Annotated in this window: 15 protein-coding genes and 3 tRNA genes; 4 read left to right on the top strand and 14 right to left on the bottom strand. The window is 43.5% G+C overall.

The window, feature by feature from the left end; all coding sequences use genetic code 11:
- Window positions 1–79: 79 nt before the first annotated feature.
- Window positions 80–153, bottom strand: a tRNA-Arg gene (locus SMSP2_RS04000).
- Window positions 154–384: 231 nt separating this feature from the next.
- On the opposite strand from SMSP2_RS04000, the gene SMSP2_RS04005 reads away from it, so the two are divergent.
- Window positions 385–474, top strand: a tRNA-Ser gene (locus SMSP2_RS04005).
- Window positions 475–729: 255 nt separating this feature from the next.
- Here SMSP2_RS04005 and SMSP2_RS15245 read toward each other — a convergent pair.
- From SMSP2_RS15245 to SMSP2_RS04020, 3 genes are all read right to left on the bottom strand, one after another.
- Window positions 730–999, bottom strand: coding sequence for a GrpB family protein (locus tag SMSP2_RS15245; protein WP_146682722.1), 270 nt, complete (start codon window positions 997–999; stop codon window positions 730–732).
- Window positions 978–1,403, bottom strand: coding sequence for a hypothetical protein (locus tag SMSP2_RS04015; protein WP_146682723.1), 426 nt, complete (start codon window positions 1,401–1,403; stop codon window positions 978–980). Before SMSP2_RS04015 ends, SMSP2_RS15245 begins: the two co-directional genes overlap by 22 nt.
- 127 nt (window positions 1,404–1,530) lie before the next feature.
- Window positions 1,531–3,318, bottom strand: a complete 1,788-nt coding sequence (locus SMSP2_RS04020) for a phosphoenolpyruvate carboxykinase (GTP) (protein WP_146682724.1) — start codon at window positions 3,316–3,318, stop codon at window positions 1,531–1,533.
- Window positions 3,319–3,645: 327 nt separating this feature from the next.
- On the opposite strand from SMSP2_RS04020, the gene SMSP2_RS04025 reads away from it, so the two are divergent.
- A complete protein-coding gene (locus tag SMSP2_RS04025; protein WP_146682725.1) occupies window positions 3,646–5,784 on the top strand; it encodes an ABC transporter ATP-binding protein in 2,139 nt (712 codons plus the stop codon).
- A gap of 7 nt (window positions 5,785–5,791) precedes the next feature.
- Window positions 5,792–6,544, top strand: a complete 753-nt coding sequence (locus SMSP2_RS04030; RefSeq protein ID WP_146682726.1) for an HAD family hydrolase — start codon at window positions 5,792–5,794, stop codon at window positions 6,542–6,544.
- 167 nt (window positions 6,545–6,711) lie between these two features.
- On the opposite strand, the gene SMSP2_RS04035 is transcribed toward SMSP2_RS04030, so the two are convergent.
- Both SMSP2_RS04035 and SMSP2_RS04040 read right to left on the bottom strand, forming a co-directional pair.
- Entirely contained in the window at window positions 6,712–8,202 is a 1,491-nt protein-coding gene (locus SMSP2_RS04035; protein WP_146682727.1) for an IS1634 family transposase, read from the bottom strand.
- 120 nt (window positions 8,203–8,322) lie between these two features.
- Entirely contained in the window at window positions 8,323–8,568 is a 246-nt protein-coding gene (locus tag SMSP2_RS04040) for a hypothetical protein (protein WP_146682728.1), read from the bottom strand.
- Between the two features lie 162 nt (window positions 8,569–8,730).
- On the opposite strand from SMSP2_RS04040, the gene SMSP2_RS04045 reads away from it, so the two are divergent.
- Window positions 8,731–8,804, top strand: a tRNA-Cys gene (locus SMSP2_RS04045).
- Window positions 8,805–9,175: 371 nt separating this feature from the next.
- On the opposite strand, the gene SMSP2_RS04050 is transcribed toward SMSP2_RS04045, so the two are convergent.
- From SMSP2_RS04050 to SMSP2_RS04085, 8 genes are all read right to left on the bottom strand, one after another.
- Window positions 9,176–10,006 carry a DDE-type integrase/transposase/recombinase gene (locus SMSP2_RS04050; RefSeq protein WP_146682729.1) on the bottom strand — a complete coding sequence of 277 codons (831 nt, stop codon included), beginning with the start codon at window positions 10,004–10,006 and terminating at the stop codon, window positions 9,176–9,178.
- Window positions 10,007–10,251: 245 nt separating this feature from the next.
- Complete coding sequence (gene istB / locus SMSP2_RS04055) at window positions 10,252–11,019, bottom strand: IS21-like element helper ATPase IstB (protein ID WP_146682730.1); 768 nt, start codon at window positions 11,017–11,019, stop codon at window positions 10,252–10,254.
- Window positions 11,020–11,053: 34 nt separating this feature from the next.
- The gene (gene istA, locus SMSP2_RS04060) at window positions 11,054–12,535 is read right to left on the bottom strand and encodes an IS21 family transposase (protein WP_186804653.1); all 1,482 of its coding nucleotides are present in this window, start codon (window positions 12,533–12,535) and stop codon (window positions 11,054–11,056) included.
- Window positions 12,536–12,936: 401 nt separating this feature from the next.
- Window positions 12,937–15,717 (bottom strand): sodium:solute symporter family protein, encoded by a 2,781-nt coding sequence (locus tag SMSP2_RS04065; protein WP_146682732.1) that lies wholly within the window; start codon window positions 15,715–15,717, stop codon window positions 12,937–12,939.
- Between the two features lie 61 nt (window positions 15,718–15,778).
- Complete coding sequence (locus SMSP2_RS04070; protein ID WP_146682733.1) at window positions 15,779–16,807, bottom strand: uroporphyrinogen decarboxylase family protein; 1,029 nt, start codon at window positions 16,805–16,807, stop codon at window positions 15,779–15,781.
- Window positions 16,808–16,875: 68 nt separating this feature from the next.
- Window positions 16,876–18,051: a sialidase family protein gene (locus SMSP2_RS04075; protein WP_146682734.1), complete on the bottom strand. Its 1,176-nt coding sequence runs from the start codon at window positions 18,049–18,051 to the stop codon at window positions 16,876–16,878.
- Window positions 18,035–19,567 (bottom strand): sulfatase family protein, encoded by a 1,533-nt coding sequence (locus tag SMSP2_RS04080; RefSeq protein ID WP_146682735.1) that lies wholly within the window; start codon window positions 19,565–19,567, stop codon window positions 18,035–18,037. Before SMSP2_RS04080 ends, SMSP2_RS04075 begins: the two co-directional genes overlap by 17 nt.
- Window positions 19,560–20,687 (bottom strand): uroporphyrinogen decarboxylase/cobalamine-independent methonine synthase family protein, encoded by a 1,128-nt coding sequence (locus SMSP2_RS04085; RefSeq protein WP_146682736.1) that lies wholly within the window; start codon window positions 20,685–20,687, stop codon window positions 19,560–19,562. Before SMSP2_RS04085 ends, SMSP2_RS04080 begins: the two co-directional genes overlap by 8 nt.
- Between the last annotated feature and the right edge of the window lie 25 nt (window positions 20,688–20,712).

Here is a 20,712-nt window from a genome sequence, read left to right on the forward strand (position 1 = left end):
CAAAAGGATTGTACACCAGTTTAAATGATGAAAATATTTAACTTCTGGACTAATGGATTGGACAACCTGCCGCAAAAAACGCGCCCGGAAGGATTCGAACCCTCAACCTTTGGTTCCGTAGACCAATGCTCTATCCAGTTGAGCTACAGGCGCTTATGCTTAGTGAAATATATTTCCTAAGCAGGGGAAGTAATTTTATTGAAACATTTGATAAATTCAAGAACAATTTTAGATTGTAAGAAAAAAATATCTGCCGGCCGGCAGATAGGCCAAAGAATTAAGGTTTTCTTAATAAAAACTGAATATTTACAAAAAATATGCCATTTTTCTTGCAATCATTTTGTACCTGCGTAATATATGCGTTCTAATAATTAGTAAGCATTTGGAGAGATGACCGAGTGGCTGAAGGTAACGGTTTGCTAAACCGTCGTACGGGTTATACCTGTACCGGGGGTTCGAATCCCCCTCTCTCCGTTTTGGAAAATTAAGGGAAGGCAAATCTTTTCTTTTGCCCGTACACCAACAACATCCACGCCATAAGCAGCAGTTTGATATTGGATTTGAAAAATGCTTATTTTATTACATCATCTAATTGCAGGGCAAGAGTGCCTCGCAAACATCTCAGAACGGCTTGATTTCATAAGCATTTGTGTCATAGATATTTACTAATACTAAATACAACATAACATATATTATCGGACGTTATTTGTGCGGTTTAAAACAAGCAATTTACTCATCGGCTCTGGCTTGTGCTAAACAGCGTTTTATGAATTCACTCTTTGCATCTGTGTATCTTTCCCTTTCTTTTTTATATACCTCTGAAAGCCGCAACTTGAGCGGACTATACTCCCGGGCCGCACTATTATTGGCTTTTAAATAATCTCTGAAAATAATTCCCTGCCAAAGCCTGTGCCCGGGTAATGCCGCATGGATATGATGAGTCCGTCTGCCAAGAAAATTATCTCTTTTTATGAAAATCATATGGTCATCAGCGGCCATTGGGGATTATATTCAGTTATTTCAATTCCATCATCAGGCTCTTTACCTGCCTGTGACCACATGTTGGCTGTCATTTTATATGTATTTGAGGTGTTTATCCGGTGGAATTCTCCTGTTTCCCCGTTTTCTGATTTGCTGTGCCATTTCCAGACAATATTATCGGACGTTGACTTGCCGTTTTGTCTGGTAATTTTGATTTGATTGTCTGATATCTGCCATGTTTCCAGGTTTAATTTTTCGGCCTCATCCGTTGTAACTGTTTCTATACCAATGAAATATGTCGTTAAATTCTCGCTTATATCACTGCAGAACCCAACATATCTGGTGCTTACGTGATTTCTAATTTCCAGCTTCTTCAACAATCCGAAAGCAGTCTTGTAAAAATCGGTCAAATCCGCAGCCATAACATTGCTTTTGGTAATTATTTTACTGCAACCTGTTATATTTATTTTAGAGCCCCCCTTCTTTTTTCATTAAAAAAGCCGGCGGTAGAGATACCGCCGGCTGTGTAAATTCAATATTTAAACAAAGTTATGAAAGTCTTGATTTAACCTTGTTGAGCTGTGCGGTCATTCTTTCGGGGAGCTTGTCACCAAACTTAGCGAATAATTCGCCAATTTCGGGCATCTCTGCGGCCCATTCCGACTTGTCAACCTTGAGAAGCTCATCCATATCTTCTTTAGAGATATCAAGACCTTCAAGATCAAGGTCTTCAACGGTGGGCATCATTCCGATTGGAGTCTCAATGGCGTTGGCTTTGCCGTCAACACGCTCACACATCCACTTGAGAACGCGGCTGTTTTCACCGAATCCCGGCCAGATGAATTTGCCATCTTTATCTCTGCGGAACCAGTTCACATAGAAGGCCTTAGGAGCCTTGTCGCCAAGCCTGTCACCCATCTTGAACCAGTGCTGCCAGTAATCGCCCATATTGTAGCCGCAGAATGGCAGCATCGCAAACGGGTCGCGGCGGATTTTGGATTTCACATCGAGAGCGGCTGCTGTCACTTCTGAAGCCGCAGTTGCGCCCATATATACGCCGTGATCCCAGTCAAAAGACTCTGATACCAGAGGCACCAGTGATTTGCGGCGGCCGCCAAAGATAAAGATATCAATTGGAACACCTTTAGGATCTTCCCAGTCTGGGCAAATAACGGGGCACTGACTTGCAGGAGCTGTGAAACGTGCGTTAGGATGCGCGCCATTTTCGCCTGATTCAGGTGTCCATTCATTGCCTTTCCAGTCGATACCGTGCTCACAGGGCTCATCCATATCTTCCCACCAGATGTCCCCGTCGTCAGTGAGAACACAGTTTGTGAAAATGCTGTTCTCCTTAAGGCTTTCCATTGCCATGGGGTTGGTCTTGTAATTTGTACCAGGTGCTACACCAAAGAAACCGGCCTCAGGATTGATGGCGTATAGCCTGCCGTCGTCGCCTATCTTCATCCAGGCGATGTCGTCTCCAACACATTCAACTTTCCAGCCCGGTACAGTACTCTGGAGCATTGCCAGGTTTGTTTTGCCGCACGCACTTGGGAATGCGCCTGCTATGTGGTACTGGCGACCTTCGGGATTAGTCATTCTGAGGATAAGCATGTGTTCTGCCATCCAGCCCTCTTTACGGGCCATATTGGAAGCAATACGAAGTGCCAGGCACTTTTTGCCCAGCAGCGCGTTTCCGCCGTAACCGGAGCCGAAAGACCAGATCATATCGTCATCTGGGAAATGAGATATGTATTTCTTTTCCATTGGGGCACATGGCCATTTACCTTCGTCCGTTTCTCCTTCTGCCAGAGGCTTTCCGACAGAGTGCAGACATGGAATGAAATCGCCGTCTTCACCGAGAGCTTCAAGTACCTTCGTACCTACACGCGTCATAATGTGCATATTGGTAACAACATATGGGCTGTCGGTAATCTCAATACCAATCTTTGCAATAGGTGAACCAATAGGTCCCATTGAGAAAGGAATAACATAGAGAGTACGGCCTTTCATGCAGCCGTCGTAAAGCTCATTTGTCATGATCTCTTTTAGCTCGTCCGGATCAATCCAATGGTTTGTCGGACCGGCATCTTCTTTTTTCTTAGAAGCAATATATGTGCGGGCTTCTACACGGGCAACATCGGAAGGATCGGAACGGAAGAGAAAACTGTTCGGACGTTTTTCTTCGTTGAGCTTTGTCGCAAGATTAGCTTCAACGCAGACATTCATCAGCTTGTCATACTCTTCTTTTGAGCCGTCGCACCAATAAACATTATCTGGCTTTACGAGAGCCTGAACTTCTTCCACCCAGGCAAGCAACTTTTTGTTGTTTGTCATTAGAATCTCCTGATTTTCTTAGGAATTTTAGACAGAAATACTGTCAACTACGATTTATTTTTTGGTTACTGAGAAAAACCTGTGAGGGGAATTTACCAGAACCAACAGTGTGCAATATTGCTTTTAGAAACTATAATAAGCCCTATTGCCGGCTAAAACTACGCTGTTTCAGCTAAAAATCGCTTGAGTTTATTTTAATTATTAGAAAATGTCAAATAGTTTTATTTGAAAATTAATTTTTGTCTAAAAACTTACTTTGTTGAAATGTTGGATTAAATAGTTAGAATATCCGGACTTTACATTTTTAACCTATAATAAAGAAACGATATGAAACCATTAAAAAGATTATTAGATTATGTCTGGCCACAGTGGCCGCGTCTTGCAGTTCTGGGTGTCTGCGTGATTGTAATAGCTGTCTTTACGGCGGCGAGCTTTCTTACGATTATCCCGCTGCTTAAGACCATGATGAGCAGAGAAGGCATTCACGGCTGGGTAGATAGCAAACTCTGTGAAACACGCTACGGGATGGACCTTTATATGCCGGATGTCATTGACATTAGCTCAGATGAGAATCTTGCGTATTTTTTAACAGTAATATCCGTTGAAGACGACTCAGCGGCTGACTTGGCCGGCATTGAACCCGGCGACAGCATCGTCAAGGCAGCAGACGGCGAACATGACGCCGAAGCGAGAATGACATCTGCCAGGATGCTTGAGATACTAAGCCGGGCTCCGGAAAATCGGGATATAGAGTTAGAAATACTGCGGAAAACTCCAGATGGCCATATTGGCAGAGATCCCATTAAGATATCAATGGATACTTCTAAAGTCCCTTTCTATTACGGTACCGTAGTAAGCCTGATGAATTATGTCACCAGGGAAAATTCAGAAAAAGTAAAAATACGTGCGATACAGCTGGTTCTGCTTTTCGCTCTCGCGGCAACAATGTTTAGATGTGTGGCGAGGTTTTTCCAGGACTACATTGCGCATAAGATTGTCAACATCGCCCTAAACCTGTTGCGAAATGATTGTTACAAGCATATCCTGAGAATGCCTGAAAGCTTCTTTGACAAACAGGGCAGAACTGATTTTGCCAGCAGGCTCGTCAAAGACACAGAGGCTGCCGGCGCAGGAGTAAAAGTACTTCTAACCAAGGCAATAAGAGAGCCGGCAAAGGCCATCGCAACTCTCGCCGCCGCCCTTCTGCTTCATTGGCAGATTGTAGTAGTTTTTCTGCTTGCATCACCATTTGTAGGAATTGTAGTACAGAGACTTGGCAAAAAAATCAAAAAAGCCACCCGCCGCTCTCTGGTAGAATGGTCTAATATGCTTACAAAGATTGAGGATACAACTACCGGTTTGCGGGCTGTAAAGGTTTACAACAAACAGGGATATGAAAATATACGTTTTCAGAAAATCAACTCCAGTCTGCTCAAACAGCAGATGAAAATAGCCAAAATCACAGCCGCGACAAGCCCCCTGCTTGAAATACTGGGAATGATCGCGGGCCTGTTTGCACTGCTTTTTGCCTTAAATTATGTAATTGAAGGCCACCTGGAGCCTGAAAAATTCTTCACTCTTATCATTCTGCTTGGCACATCAGCCGAGTCAGTCCGCAAAAGCAGCAATACCTGGAACCGCCTGCAGGAATCCAACGCCGCGATATCAAGAGTATTTCATATTCTTGACTCCCCTCTTGAGAAAGACTGCGAAAATCCGAAAAAACTCAAAGGTTTAAAAGAGTCTATTGAATTCCGAAATATCTCTTTCGCGTATCCTGCTTCTGAAACGAATGTTTTGAATAATCTTAATCTGTCCATAAAAGTCGGCAGCAAAGTCGCGATCGTCGGCCACAACGGCTCGGGCAAGACAACCCTGCTGAATCTTTTACCCAGGTTCTATGATCCGCAAAGCGGCCAGGTGCTTTTTGACGGGCAGGATATAAGCAAAGTCAGCCTGGCGGAGCTTCGTTCCAAAATAGCCGTTGTATCTCAGAAAACTATTACCTTTAATGACACCATTTTTAACAACATCGCATACGGCAAAGACAACGCTACAGAACAGGAAGTAATTGAAGCCGCACAACAGGCTTATGCACATGAGTTTATCGACATTCTGCCGGATAAATACAATTCGTTTATCGGCCAGGACGGCGCAGGACTAAGCGGCGGCCAGCTTCAGCGAATTGTTATAGCAAGAGCTATTCTTAAAAAACCGCAGATTCTGATTTTCGATGAAGCCATGAGCCAGGTTGACGCCGACAGCGAATCCAAAATATACAAGGCACTCGAAGAAATGACGCATGATCGTACAAGTTTTGTCATTGCTCACAGGTTTTCTACGGTTGTGAATTCAGACCTTATAATAGTAATGAAGGATGGTTCAATCGAAGATCAGGGCAGCCACGAAGACTTGATGCAGCGGAGTGATACTTACAGAAAATTATATACAACTCAATTACTGTAAAAGATTTATGGCTTCTAACAACATAAAAGCGGTGTTCTTCGACCTTGGAGAAACTATCTTTAATTACGGAGACTTTGATAAAACCAAAGCTATCAAACAAGCGGCAAGCTTAAGCTATGATTATCTTGCAGACATCAGCCAGCCGACAGGGACGTTTTTGAGATATTTTCTTCGCCATTTAATCGAAATTCGTTTGAGATATGTATGGTCAGAATGGACCGGCAGAGAATTTAACTCGCTGGATGTCATGAAAAACCGAGGCGCCAGGAAAGGGTACCACTTAACTGAGGAGCAATGGTCTCATTTCCATTGGTTATGGTACAAACCTCTAAGCGAAATATGTGAAATTGAACATGATTTGCCCCAGACCCTTGATAAGCTCACAAATATGGGCCTTAAACTGGGCATAATTTCAAACACGTTTATTAACGGCTGTTCGCTTGACAGGCATTTGGAAAGTTTTGGAATTCTTCATTATTTCCCAATACGCGTTTATTCATGCTCTTTAGGCATAAGAAAACCGCATCCTGAGATATTTAGGTATGCCGCCCGGCAGGCAAAGCTCGACATCAACCAGATCGTGTATGTAGGCGACAGAATTGATTTTGATGTTATAGGTTCATCAAAAGCAGGCATGAATCCCGTTCTAAAACGTGCATTTTCAAGTAAAAACAAAAGCATCCCTGCTGGAACGTTTGCAATTGACAGGCTCTCAGAGTTGCCGGGATTGCTGGAAAGTGCAGTTTTTAATTCAGATTAGTTCCAAAAGATGCATTTGATAGACATATCCTTAAACACTGATATATTGTGAGGCGTTTCAACGACAAACTGAAACTGCAATCGACGATAGCCCCAATTTCTCACTTAGGGGTGTAAAACAGGGTTTATGGTAGCGCCCGCGGTGTTGGTGTGTCGCCAAAGGGGGTCTTAATCTTTGACCTGGCTGCTGTATATTTTGGGTGGCTTCTGCAGCGGCAGATCCATGTTCAGGTGGTGCAGTATCAGACGCTGATCTGCCTCGGGCTCGGTGTACCTCTCCATCAAGAGGTACCGACCGTCAAGTGTTTCAAATGTCACATCAAGCATCTGGATACGGCTCATCGTTTCCAGGGCAGCCTGTGCGGTCAGGCCGCAGGCACTCACCCGCAGCTTATGCCGCAATGTCACCTGCAGGCAATAGCTTATAAACGCCACAAAGATATGGGCATCAACACGCTCTTCTTTATGGTGATATACAGGGCGAATGCCAAGATCACTCTTGAGTTCTCTGAAAGACTGCTCAACGTTGCACTGCAGCATATACTCATTCCAGAGTGCCTTACCATCCTTGCCCTTCTGATTAGTCCGCAAAAAGTACTTGCCGTCACGATAGATCATATCACGGTATTTCTGCCGGTTTATGTGATACCTGAATTCGCCGGCTTCAATCCGCTCCTTTTGCCCCGGAATATCGAGCTCCACACATCTATAAGCGTTACCGGCCTGTGATTGCAAAGCCCCAAGGCGTTTATAAAAACGTTCATAATTGCGATATCCCTTGAGTTTTTCAAGTCCGTCAAGATATTTACGCAGTTTTCTTTTACGCATGGCCCTCTCCTTTTGCATACGATCCCTGCTCCTGGCAAGGACATAGCATTCGCCCTCTTTTTCGATGTATTTCACATGAACACTGCTGTTTACCTGCTCCCAGTCCTTTTGAGAAAGTTCACTGCTATAATCATCGAGCTGTCTGCGGGGTGTGCCAACAAGATAGCTTATATTGTTCTTACGCATGAACTTGAGCGTAGCTTCCGTTGGTATGCCCCTGTCCATCAGCCAGACCCTGTTGGCCTTGCCGTACATTGTTTCTATCTTGTTGAGCAGGGGTCTTAATGTCGTCTTTTCAGATGTATTTCCCTGAAGTACTTCATAGTCAAGAGGAAAGCCCTCCGGCGTAACAACAAGGGCTATCAGCACCTGTCTGCAATCACTGCGTCTGTCTTTGCTGTGGCCGAATTCTGCCTTGGGATTCTGCTTGCATAGCCCCTCGAAATACGTGCTGGTGATATCATAGAGCAGGATGTCGTACTCAAGGTTGAACATTCCTTGCCAGGTGTCTTTAAGGTATTTGCAAAGTTCGTCTTTGTATGGAAGGATACGGTCAAGACAACGGTAGAGCCTGTTTTTCTCGGCAATCTCAAAATCACAATCAAGGATGGCGTCCATAGCACTCTGGCTGAACCAGTGCTGATGGACAAAGTATTCGGCAGAAGGTTTTATCAGCCTGCTCACCGTAAGCAACTTGAGGACTTTTGAGAATGCGACCGGCGATCTGTCTGTATCAATCCGCTCTGACCAGAAGCGGTCAAAACCAAGCTGATCCCACATCTCAGAAGCCAGCCAGCAATCGCCAAACCTACGCGGTCGTTCCAGTCTCATCTTTGAGATGTTAACCGGTATCGTATCAACATCGTGACAGCTCTGGTTGTCCTGATCAAAAGCAAAAAGGGTTTTGTGTACAGGTTTGTTATCTTCGTTGATTATCTCAATTGATCTCTGTCAGGCCTTCTTTTGAGAGTCGCTGATCTCACCAAGGTAAAGAACCACCTTCTCCACATGCCGATTACCGGAGACCTTCCGCTTCTCAGCAATACTGTAATAGGTGTTGCATTTACCGTTCTTTTTACGCCTGTGCTTTTTCAAATACATACCCAAATTATCGCATAGAAATTCACCTATGCAATAGGGCAGGTCTGTACCAAAGCCAAATCCAGAATCGAAACACCCCTCAAAGGCCAGAAACATCGAAAATATTTTTATTTTTACCGGTTTCGAGACCTAAGTGAGAAATTGGGGTTAGAGAAGTTTTCCATCATAGATAATTCAAAAAAGAACAGAAAATTTTGTTGAACATAGATTTGTTCTTGATTTTTAATATATAGACGGTATTATAGCCAGCTCAATTGCGGCGGCGTAGCCAAGTGGACTAAGGCGTCGGTTTGCAAAACCGATATTCATGGGTTCGAATCCCATCGCCGCCTCTCATCTGTTTTCTGCCCTGAGAGCTCAAAAACGCGGTTTTTAGTGTCATGAGGTTGGTTTTTCGATTATTTCGCATACCCCGAAAATCCCATTTTTCTGTTCGTATTAGTTCGCCTGAATTCGTATTAGTGCGCCCTTAGAGGGACAGTGGGAGGGCCTGTAATTGTCAACCACTCATGAGACCGCTGAAAAACTCCAGATTTAGCCTTATTTTATCTTTCACAAGTGCATAGAATTGATGGTTTGGCGAAATTTGCGGGACAGGTGTAAGCCAATCGGGACAAAATTTGGGCGTAAAATCGCTCATTTTCTGTGTCAGGACGTACATTCCCCACTGTTCATTGGCACTGGCTTATAAATTTGTAGAATATCAGCCAGCTTTTTTCAGCCGGTAGCCGGTTATCCGGGCCTGGCGAAAATAGCGTGTTTCAATCTCGGTTGGCACAAACTTGGCATCACGTGCCGGTGCTTCAGGCAGGTTGCCGAAGAATACATCATCAGGACGGTTCCCGTCTAATGCCATATGCGGCCGCCAGGCGTTATACCAGAATACAAATTCACTGCATAACTCATGCAGATGATCGATACCTCTGATGATTGGAACATGGTTGAGCCATTCTGATTTTAGGGTTAAATTTGCCCTTTCTGTTACAGCGATCGAACCTTTCTTCCCGATGGCTCCAAGTCGGTGTTTAATCCTGTTGTTATTCTTCAGGCACTCAGCGAAAGCCTCACTTATAAATACGCTGCCCTGATCGGAAATGATGTGCTTTGGAGAACCATACCTTTCTATGGCTTCATCCATGGCATTGATTACCCAGCCGGCATTGGGTCCTTCCAGCGGCACTGCAGCCATTATCTTGCGTGAAAAGTGATCGATAATAACGCAGACATGCACCTCTAATAAGCCCCATTTATAGACAATTGTAGTATCAATTGACCAAACATGGTTTGGGTACCAGGCAGGGATTGAACGGGACTCGGTTTCATCTTCTGTTTTCTTTGATTTGAGTGCTTTGCGTGGTGTTTTTCGCGGCTGCGGCCTGTTGAGTATATTCCTGACAGTCGAGGCTGAGAGAAAGATGCCCAGTAGTTTGAGCTGGTTGGCAACTCTGAACCTACCCCAGCCTGCATTTGATTTTGCTATCCGCCAGACCAGAGCAGCCAACTCGGCAGGTGTTATGTTTGCCGGGACTGTCAATCGGCGCTTTAAATTAGGTCACTATGAGCGCGTTCAAAATGGGTCAGTTAAACCAGTTGTTATTTACTATTTTTAGTTTCATTTGTCAAGTTGGATTTGGATAAAACGATTATTTTCGACGTTATTGGGCAGATACGCCAGGCCTGTTTCGCCCGGACCGGCGGCCGGGTGAGAATGGGCCACCCAAAAAGCTCGTCGGAACCTGGCCGCCGCAAGCCGGGCGGGACAGGCCGGTTAAGACTGAGTCAGCCTTCATGGCCGGCTCTTTTCTCACAGGCACCATGCTCGGCACGGTCCTTGAGACGGTAGCTGCGGCCTGTGATGTTGATGATCTCAGCATGATGCAAAAACCTGTCCAGGATTGCGGTTGCCGATGGTACATCACCAATGAGCTTGCCCCAGTCTTCCAGCGGCCTGTTGGAGGTCATCATCGTGGATTTGTTTTCATGTCGCCGCATAATGATCTCCAGCAGATACTCGCCGCAGCGTTTTGGCAGATGCTTGATGCCCATGTCATCGATTATCAGCAGCTCCGGCTTGAGATATCTGTTCATTACCTTATCCTGACAGGCAAAGGCATCTTCGTGCAGAAAATCCCTGGCAACATCAAATATCGAGCGGTACCGCACAGCCATGCCTGCCTTGACTGCCTGATAGCCTATCGCCTGACACAAATGACTCTTGCCCACACCCGGAGGGCCAAGCAGCAGAACATCAACGCCCTCACTGATAAAGCGGCATGTGGCCATATCAAATATCCGGCTTCTTTTAATCGAAGTATTGAACTGCCAGTCAAACTCCTCCAGTGTCTTGAGTTCTCTAAACCCGGCAGCCTTAATACCCCTTTGGATCTGGCGATGCTTTCTGACCAGCATCTCATCCTGCAGGATCAGTTCTAAAAACTCAGCATGAGTGAGGCTGTTGCCGGCTGCCTCCTGCAATCGAACTTCAAGTGTCTCAAGCATACCTGACAACCTTAGTGATTTTAATGTGTTATGCAGTGAATTGTTCATAATAATCTGCTCCTGAATAAGTTATGATTATTGTTCAGCCCAGAACCTCTCTTACGAATTCTCCGTAACTGGAGATATCTCTGATAATAGGGTGCTCATCTATAAATTCCATCTGGAGCTGCCTGTCACCGCCGTGTTTAATAATACTCCTGATGGTCTTCAATCGAAAAGCATTGTGGCTTAACGCTATTTTACATGCATTATCGATTTTGTTACCTTTATAGGTATTGGTCATATTCAGCAAGCCCAGAAGTACGCGGATACCAGGTATTCCTCTGGCCTCAAGCATCTGCAGGGCCCATCTCTCGGCATTGTCACCTATCAGACTGACTCGTTCAAGCATCCATACAACGCCGTTTTCTATCTTTGTTCTTTTCTCTGAATGAATATGTCCGTCCTGAGTCTGGAATCTGCCCGGCTCAACTTTAGCGTGAACAACAATCTGCTCCATGCTGCGGTTAAATACTCTTACCATATGGCCGTCCCATCTTGCCCATACCTTGCGGCCGGTATATTCCGGAGGCACCGAGTAATAGGTCCTCTCTACCTCTATATGGCCGTCCCTGTGAACGGACCGCTGAGCTTCTGTAAATGAAGGAAACCTTCCAACCGGAAGCCTCAATAAAGCAGGCTTTTCCTGTTCTGTGAACAATTTGCCTACCTGCTTGCGGGTAGTGCCGTGAATACGGGTATCGGCAATACGGCTCTCCCAGCTGAGAAGAAACTGATTCTGCTCTGAGAGGCTCTTAAAGCTGCGGCCCTTGAGGGCGTTATTTTTGACATATGCTACTGCTTTTTCAACCTTACCCTTGTGTCTTGGGGTATACGGCTTACAGGGTAAAATGGCGGTACCGTAATGACGGCAGAATGACACTATTTTTGGGTGTATCTCAGGATCATACCAGTCAGCTTTGTTTACAGCAGCTTTAAGATTATCTATTATCAGTGTTTGCGGAACACCGCCAAAGTGGTGAAAAGCGTTTTCCAGGCAATTTATAAAGTTATCGCCGGTCTGCCTGAAAACTGCCTCGCTGTAGGATTTACGGGAGAAGCTAAGCACTACCCGTATTACATGAGTTCTTTTTCGTCTGCCATCTTTCGTTATTACCGGTGCACCCGTACCAAAATCTATCTGAGCCTCTTCACCGGGCCTGCATTCAAGACGCCTGAACGGAACAGGCGAATTTTTACTGAGGCGGTTGACAAACCTGCGAACGCTGTGGTAGCTGACATCAGAGCCGTGGTCGTCACGAAGATCCTGCCATATACGCCGGCGGCTGAGCCCCATATCCAGCTTGTTCTTAATTATTTCACGGTAAGGCTCACAATTGCTTACCGGACCGGTTGAGCTTTGGGCCACCGACCCGGGAGGCGCGTTAGTGACCTGTTTTGAATTATCATTGTCTGATTTTGCATACTTACGCACCGTATCCAGGTGGATGCCAAGCTCTCTGGATATACGCCTGCAAGACCAGTTACGCTCTCTTAATGTCTGTATTACACTTCTTTTAGTCATTTTTAGATAGTTCGCCATAAAGACCTCCGTTATGTTTTCGATAATATCGATAATATAACGACTCTAAGGCAAAAACTTCCTTTCAAAATGACCTATTTTGACCCGCTCATTACTGACCTGTTTTCAGCGCCGCTTAACACATAGTTTCTTATTCATAGTGGAAAAGAATACAAAAACTCATTCTTTTTGCAAGGAATTTCATACGAAAAACCTATAAATAGTTTATTTGCAATACTTTACAACTGTTTAATTTATGTACCCCGCGAGAAAAAGTCGCATTTGTGAACACAACTCTCCTGGTTTGAAGATGAAGCACAAAGAACACATAAGCCGTTGTCAAACCTCGAAATGTCCAATTCCGTCTGAAGCACTACAATCTTCACATGAACCTAAAACAAACATCAAAAATTGCCCAAGTTCTGGGTGAAAGACAGAGGAAAATCTACGGTGTATTTCTTGCGGTTTGGGAATATAAAACTTAGCAAAACTCCAACAGTAAAACAGGAAAGCAATCCTGAAAGAGCAAAGACCCATACATTTACATTTGTACTATTTTTAACCCAAAGCTGAATGACGGCGCTTATAATGAAGGCTAAAAATGCGGCTAATGATCCTGTTCGTTTAGTGAAAATACCAAGCAGGAACAATCCGCCCAACCCCCCTCCAAACAAACCAAGAAGACCTGAGAAGTGGTCCCAGAGGGATTTTATAGGTAGTTGAGCCATAATAAGGGCCAATACCGTTCCGATAAGACCAACAAACAAAGTGCTAGCACGAGCAAGCAATAAAGATTTTCTTTCTGTGTGATCTTTGCCCAAACGTTTGTAAAAATCCGTTGTAACAGCAGCGCCAACACTGTTCATGCTGCTGTCAAGACTGCTCATGGCAGCTGCAAATACCGCTGCAATTACCAATCCCACCAAACCAATCGGCAATTGAGTTACAATAAAATAAGGAAAAATTGCATCTGTTTGCTTTATAGCAGGGTTAAGTTCTGCGGGATAAACGGTATAGAAAACAAACAAAGCTGATCCGATTCCAAAAAATATCATAGATGAAGGGATACAGATAATTGCGCTGATCCATATACTTTTGGCTGCTTTTTTTTCGGTAGATGTTGTGAGATATCGCTGAATAACGGTTTGGTCTGTACCGTAAGAAATAATGTTTTGTGCAAAGGCCCCGAAAAATAGCGCCACAAAAGTCGCATCACACAGGTCAAATCTAAAATCCCAAAAGCGAAACTTTCTCGCAGCATCTGCAATATCTACCATGCCATTCCAGCCACCGGGTACATTAAAGGGTATCAAAAACATACAGCTTACTGCACCTGTAAGCAGAATAATGACCTGTATGACATCTGTCCAGATAACAGCTTCAATTCCTCCCATCACCGCATAGAAAATACATATAAATCCCATTACCAGAATACAGATATTAATATTTATGCCTGTAACAATTGAAAGTGCTATAGATGGCAGGTACAGCACAATCCCTATCCTGCTGAGTTGCATCAACATAAATAACGAACTGCCAAGCAATCGGATGGTTAAATTAAAACGCAATTCAAGATATTCGTAAGCAGTGGTAATATTCAAACGTCTATAAAAAGGCAGAAAGCAAAATACAATAAACGGAGCTACCGCTACTATTGCAAAAACCACGTGAAAATATCTCCAGTCACTTGCGAACGTCTTGGCCGGTATCGCCATAAAGGATATCGCACTTAACTGAGTTCCGTATATACTCAAAGCAGCCGCCCACCATGGTATTCTCTGACCGGCTTTGAAAAAATCATTAGTATCCTTCATCTTCTTGGAGAAATATATACCCATTATAACCAGCAACAAAAGGAAAGCAGCCATTACTGTGTAATCGAGCCAATGAAAAGAACCTGAAATATCGACATCCCCGAACCATATCTCCGGGGTTCTAACGCCGGGCTTGATCTCACCCGAGGGGATTATAACATCTGCTGAATCTAAACTCGGCCAATGAACAGCAGTACAGTTCACTGGGCTTTCTGAAGGAAATTTGCCCGCCTCAACCCAGGTATTGGTAATAGTATGATATGCGTATAACGATCTTGAAAAACCTTCATGCGCAGCGTAGGCGTTGTTAAGTTCCGATCTAAGCAGTCCTGCGGCTTCCATGTTATTGTCGTTTAAAGCCTCCTTAAGATTGAATGCCATCTTTTCGAGCTCCAGATAAACAGGACCTTCATCTCCGCCAAGAACCATGATATGATTAGCCCCGCAGGCCCATGAAGCCCCTGCCATTAAACATACTGTTTCTTTTTTATCAATAGAAATATCCGATAATCGTGACCAGGATTGAGTTATTATATCGAACTTATAAGCATCGGTTAACGGTACTGTCGGTGTATCCGGCTGAATATTTCTTCCACTGAAAAGATAAAAACAATTATGGACGCCATCGCTTTGACATGATGAAACAGGAAAAACTCGCGGGTCGCCGGGCCATGGATGCATCGATATCCATTTAAACTCATCAGTTCCATTTTGTGAAATATCAAGCATATAAAAGGCTTTAGTTGCGGATGAGTCTTCCATAGTTGACTGGCCGCCGGCAATAAAAATCTTGTTGTTTGCCATCGCACCGGTCATGAATGACAAAGGTTGGGGTAATGAAGGATATTTATTTTTTTTTATCATTTCATTTTCTTCATCCCATTTCAAGATAAAACAATCCTGATAAACATGCTGAGAATCGCACCCCCCTATACATACTACTCCTTCATCGGTGGAAATTGAAACTCCGTAGGCGAGCGGCCGATTAAGCTTGAAAGTCTTATTCAGCCAGGAAAATCCCTCTTCGGTCTCACGCATAATGAAAATATCGTCATGCCAGAGTTTTTTGCCGCCTTCCCAAGGCATGTCTTCAGGAAAATTCGCCCCGCCGGCGAGGATTAAAACACCATTGTGGCTTCCAGCAAAGGCTCCGGCTACTCCCGGCTGTAAATCTCTCTGAGACGCGGGCGGCAAACCCGGAAGGTTGGACCATTTATAATAATCAGTATAAGTATCTTCTGACCGGCCGGCAGGTGAAAGAAATAAAATAATAAAGAAAAGAATATACAACCAGTGATAAAAGCTCTGAAAATTCATAATATTCTTAATTTTAATATTTTTAAACATATTACTGTAATTAAATTTATTCATTCCGGACTCTTCTTAATTAACTTTAACATTTCGTAAATAAAAAACTTAGTTGATGATATTCTCATTTACCAAAATTATATTCAACGGCTTTACGCATCTCATCCATTACCGCTACGGCGTTTTCAATAGGAGTTTCCTGCCTTAAAGGCTTAGCTGTTTCAAGCAGATATCCGCCTCCCTCGCTTAAAATCCGTACTGAATTTCTGATCTCTTCTCGTGCCTGTTCGGGATTTCCAAAAGGAATTGCACGCTGGGTGCTTATACCGCCTCTAAAAGTCAGATATTTGCCGAAATCCTTTTTGATCTTGACTATATCCATTGCCTCAGGCTGAAGGGGATGGAATATTTGCAGGCCGATATCAACATAATCACCCATCAATTCAGTATTATCGCCACAGGAATGCTGTCCGACAACTTTACCCGCCGAACGCACCTTTTCATATAACTTTGCATAACGCGGCTTATAAAATTTAAGATAGATATCCCGACTGATCATTAAGCCTTTCTGCCCACCGAAATCATCACCAAAGGTCACACATTCAACGGGAAGCTCAAGAACCTTATCCAATGCTGCCATATGCATCTCCAGAAGCATATCGAGCGCACCTGAGACAAATTCAGGGTTTAAGATATAATCCATGTATGTTTGTTCCAGACCGCGGAGACTCCACAACCGCTCGCCAAAGGAACTTGTAAACTGGTAGAAAATGAACTTATCCGGATTCAGATCTCTTGTCTGGACGATCCTGTCAATTTCACTTTGCGGAACCAGATCAATGACCGGAATCTTCTTTATGTCCGGTTCACTCAAGAGAGGTTCGGCCATTATGTATCCGCCCTGGTCGTGCCACCGCCAGCTGCATCCAAACATGTCCCTGCATCCCTGTTCTGTCCTGATATAATCTATAGGCCACAAAAGTCTTATTATATCATCATCCGGACAATGCCAGTTGATTCGAGGGCCAAGCTCTTTTTCGAGTATCTTTAAAAAGACATCTTCGATATATAAAGTAAAGGGTATTCTGTCAGGCTCCTGATGGTTTATTGCCGAGATGACACGTTCTTTTGAAGTCATAAAAACACTTCTCATCGAAAAATTTCCTTTCGAATTGATAATTAGAACTTATTTGAATATTTTTGATAAAACACACCCGATTTTTAGTTTTGTTGTGCAACAAGTAAACTATACCGTAAACGAGCAAAGATAATTTTTTCATATTTAGACTTTACTCCGCCCTCATACATACATCCAATATAGCCATCTTCCATATCAACAAGGCAAGAATATGCTGAAGGACCCGAATGTACAAGTATGTCACAGGGCCAGGTGTTTCCCTGATCAAAACTAGCCCTCACCGTCATCCTGAATCTCTCTCTATAAACTGCCGATGCCGGATTCGAGAATAATAGTACCGTTTTGCCCGTCACAGGATCAGCCATAGAAATTGTACTTGCCTGGCAAACAGGTTCGATTAGAACACTCTTATACTCGACTAACGGCCATGTTGTTCCTCCATCATCGCTGAATGCAATACCTCTTGAACCCTTCCTGCCACTGTTCCGCATATTCAACATGAGCCTGCCTGAGGATAATTCCGCAACCTGACACTCACTGAAACCAGGTTTAACAGTTTCACTGATTTGCCAGCTCCTGCCATGATCATCACTGTAGATAACATGTGAACCCCCAATAATTTCTCCTTTTTCAATAATTGAAAAATTACACGGAATTATCAAACGACCTTTAAAAGGGCCTTTTTGCAATTGTATACCAGTTCCCGGACCGGTAGCGTACCATCTCCATGAAGGCAGTTTGACCTGACCGGTTATATCCTGAGGTTTCGACCACTTGTTTCCATTGTTATCTGAATAAAGCAGGTTTACTCTTCGTGTGTCTTTACTTTTACCGGTTCTGATAGCACGTCCGTCATCTTCAGCCAGATTAGTTGTGGTAAAAAGAAATATTCTTGAAGTCTCGGAGTCAACAACCGGACATGGATTTCCAATTGTATCCGCCCCGTTATCTGCTATAATCTTCTGCGAACTCCAGGTCTTTCCGCTATCACGTGATTGTTTTATCAGAATGTCTATGTCACCGGTGTCGCTTCCGCTTTTTTTTCGGCCTTCACAAAAAGCCAGAAGTGTTCCATCCCCTAAGTAAAGCACAGACGGTATTCTGTAAGTGTGATAACCGCCAACCCCGGAAACAAACACATCGTGATAACTTATATCCTTTGCCAAAACAGTACCCAAGAGGAATAAGACAAAACATAATAATGTCTTTGACCAAAAGTATGAAAACGTATTTCTTATATCATCAATATCTTGCAACATACTGTGAGCCTGTATCAATAATCTTTACCGTGTAATCATAACTTTTTTCCATTAGTTGATATTTGATTTTCTGATATTCCGGTTTATCCCAAAGATTCACAAATTCACCAGGGTCATTTTCCATATCAAAGAGCTGTCCCCAGCCGCTGCCGTGGTAGTTTACAAGCTTGTATTTTTTTGACCTTATCATCGTCCCATAAGACTCATCGTTGAGAAGCCCCTTAGTGTAAGAACTGTAAGTGAATTCTCTGTGAACATGCGGTTCAGATTTGCCCGTGAGTAGATCCATAAGTGAAATCCCATGCATCGCGACATCCGGTCTGCCGGAATTCGGAGGCAATATGCCGATAATATCAAGGAGTGTTGGGGTAATATCAACAAGCTCCACAAGTGCATCACTGATCAGATCCTGAAGGAACATATCCGGCCATGACATTATAAGAGGCACCCTCACAAGTCCCTCATAGAAACGGCATCCCTTTGCCGTCAGTCCATGATGACCAACCATATTACCGTGATCACTTGTATATATTATAAGTGTATTGTTTCTCTGACCGGTATCTTCCAGCGTTTCTAATATCCGCCCAAGATTATCATCTATCAGTTCGACCTGCGCCCAATATTTTGCAAGTTTGAGCCTGGATTTATTTCCTTTGGGTTCTGAACATGTCGATTGAAAATATACATCCTTTAATTTTTCATTATCTTCTAAATCAGATTCTTGGAAGCCTGGTAACGGAATGGAATCAATATCAAACCTGTCAATGTACTCTTTGGGCGGATCCAGCGGCGGGTGAGGATCAAAATAATTCAGGCTGAAAAGCCATGGTCCCTCACGTTTTTCTGTTATAAAATCAATCGCCTTGTCGGTACACCAGGTAGTCTGGTGTAAATCAGTTGGGTAGTAACCGTTTTTGGCATACAGTTTCTCAGGATCGTGTCCCTTAGAAATCATCCAATCAAAATATTCATTTGATTCGCTCTCGCCGGGCCTGAAAAGAGGAGCAAGTGAAGAATGAAAAAGCCTGTATCCGTCATCAGGCCTTACTTCAGGTCTGCCTTTGGCGGAAGCTAGATGCAGTTTGCCGGCAAGGCCGCAGTCATAACCATAATCGGAGAGAATTTTAGTTATAAGAGGTGCGGCATTTTCCCATTTGAGGTTTCCATTTTTTGTTCCTCTGACAGTTCTGGGATAATAACCTGTCAAAAAACTTGATCGGCTGGGTGTGCAAATAGTTGACTGACAATAGGCATAGTTAAAAGCCACACCGGTTTTTACAAGCCTGTCAAGGTTTGGAGTCCGAATATATTTATTGCCTAAAGCCCCTATAGTATCGTATCTCTGCTGATCGGTGCATATCCAGAGGATATTGGGAGCTATGCTGTCCTGTTTTCTGAGAGCTGAAGGTTCAGCATAATTTGAAGAATGTGATTCAAAAGCTCCTGCTGCGTTATATATGATTGTACTTGACAATATTCCGGTATATCCGAGCTTGCAGAATTGTCTTCTATCCATGATTGGTTCCTTTCATGTAATCTTTTATGACGCTTTTAGCATGTTCAAATGAACTTGCCCTGAAAATCAGTGAAACGCCCGTCGGCATTTTATCTAAGGCACTGCCAGAAATAAGCTCTTCTTCACTGACAGCAATTCTTGTTAATCCTGCTTTCTTCTGTTTTGCAATATTGTATAAAACCCAGACATCATTCATTTCTGACTGGCCGTAATCAAAACATCTGATTGATTTCAGATTCAGGTATTCTTTCACGATATTATCTACATTTCCACACGAATGAATCCCTCCTGATAAATGTCTTAATATCTTTTCATCGAATGGAGCGATTATTTCCCTGTACATATCCGGGCTAATCATTATTGACGTATCAGAACGTATAAGTACTTCACCGGCTATCAAGAAACCATGCTGATGTGAATAACCAGGTATCTTTTCGTTTACATAATGACTGAAATATTTGACCAGTTTTATCTGGGCACCTGCCAGAATTCGCAGAGACTCTTTAACTTCTTCCCTGCGCAGAGACATATCCAGGAAAACTTCGCTGCCCCTGAGAAGCTCCAGATTGTCAAACGGGCCCTGTAAATCTGAAAGAGTAACACTCGTAACGCTTTCCAAGCGGGGGTACTCTTTTAATACGTCTCTATAAAATTCATACCTTTGAGCCGCTTTGGGAATCATTCCAAGGCTATGGTCATCTATGTCAGTATTTTTTATTTGCTCGTAAGATACAGGGCCTTTTCTATGCCTGACCCAGGGAGGATTATCACCCTGCCGCTCTATGTTTGCCCCAAAAACTGAAGCTATAAGTACGCAGCCAAAATCGGCCCTGATGCTGAAAGGCAAATCATCTCCAACCTCCAGACTCAAAAAAGGGCTTTGATCAAAAGTACTTAAGAACTGGTTATAGAGCATCTTTTCAGGATCGTCAAAAACTTCACCGTGCGGGTAAGGTATAAATTTTTGCTCATCTGGATAAGGATAAGAAGCAATTACGGGCAACCTTTTTAAGTTCTCGTAACTAAGGGCAGACTTATGTAATTGATCTCTCATCAAAAACTCATCTACATTAATGTTTTCTTCAAGGTATTTGAGCAGTTCTTTAAGTTCATCAAGCATTACAGCTAACTTTCAAAAACAATAA

It is taken from the genome of Limihaloglobus sulfuriphilus (assembly GCF_001999965.1).
Lineage (GTDB): Bacteria > Planctomycetota > Phycisphaerae > Sedimentisphaerales > Sedimentisphaeraceae > Limihaloglobus > Limihaloglobus sulfuriphilus.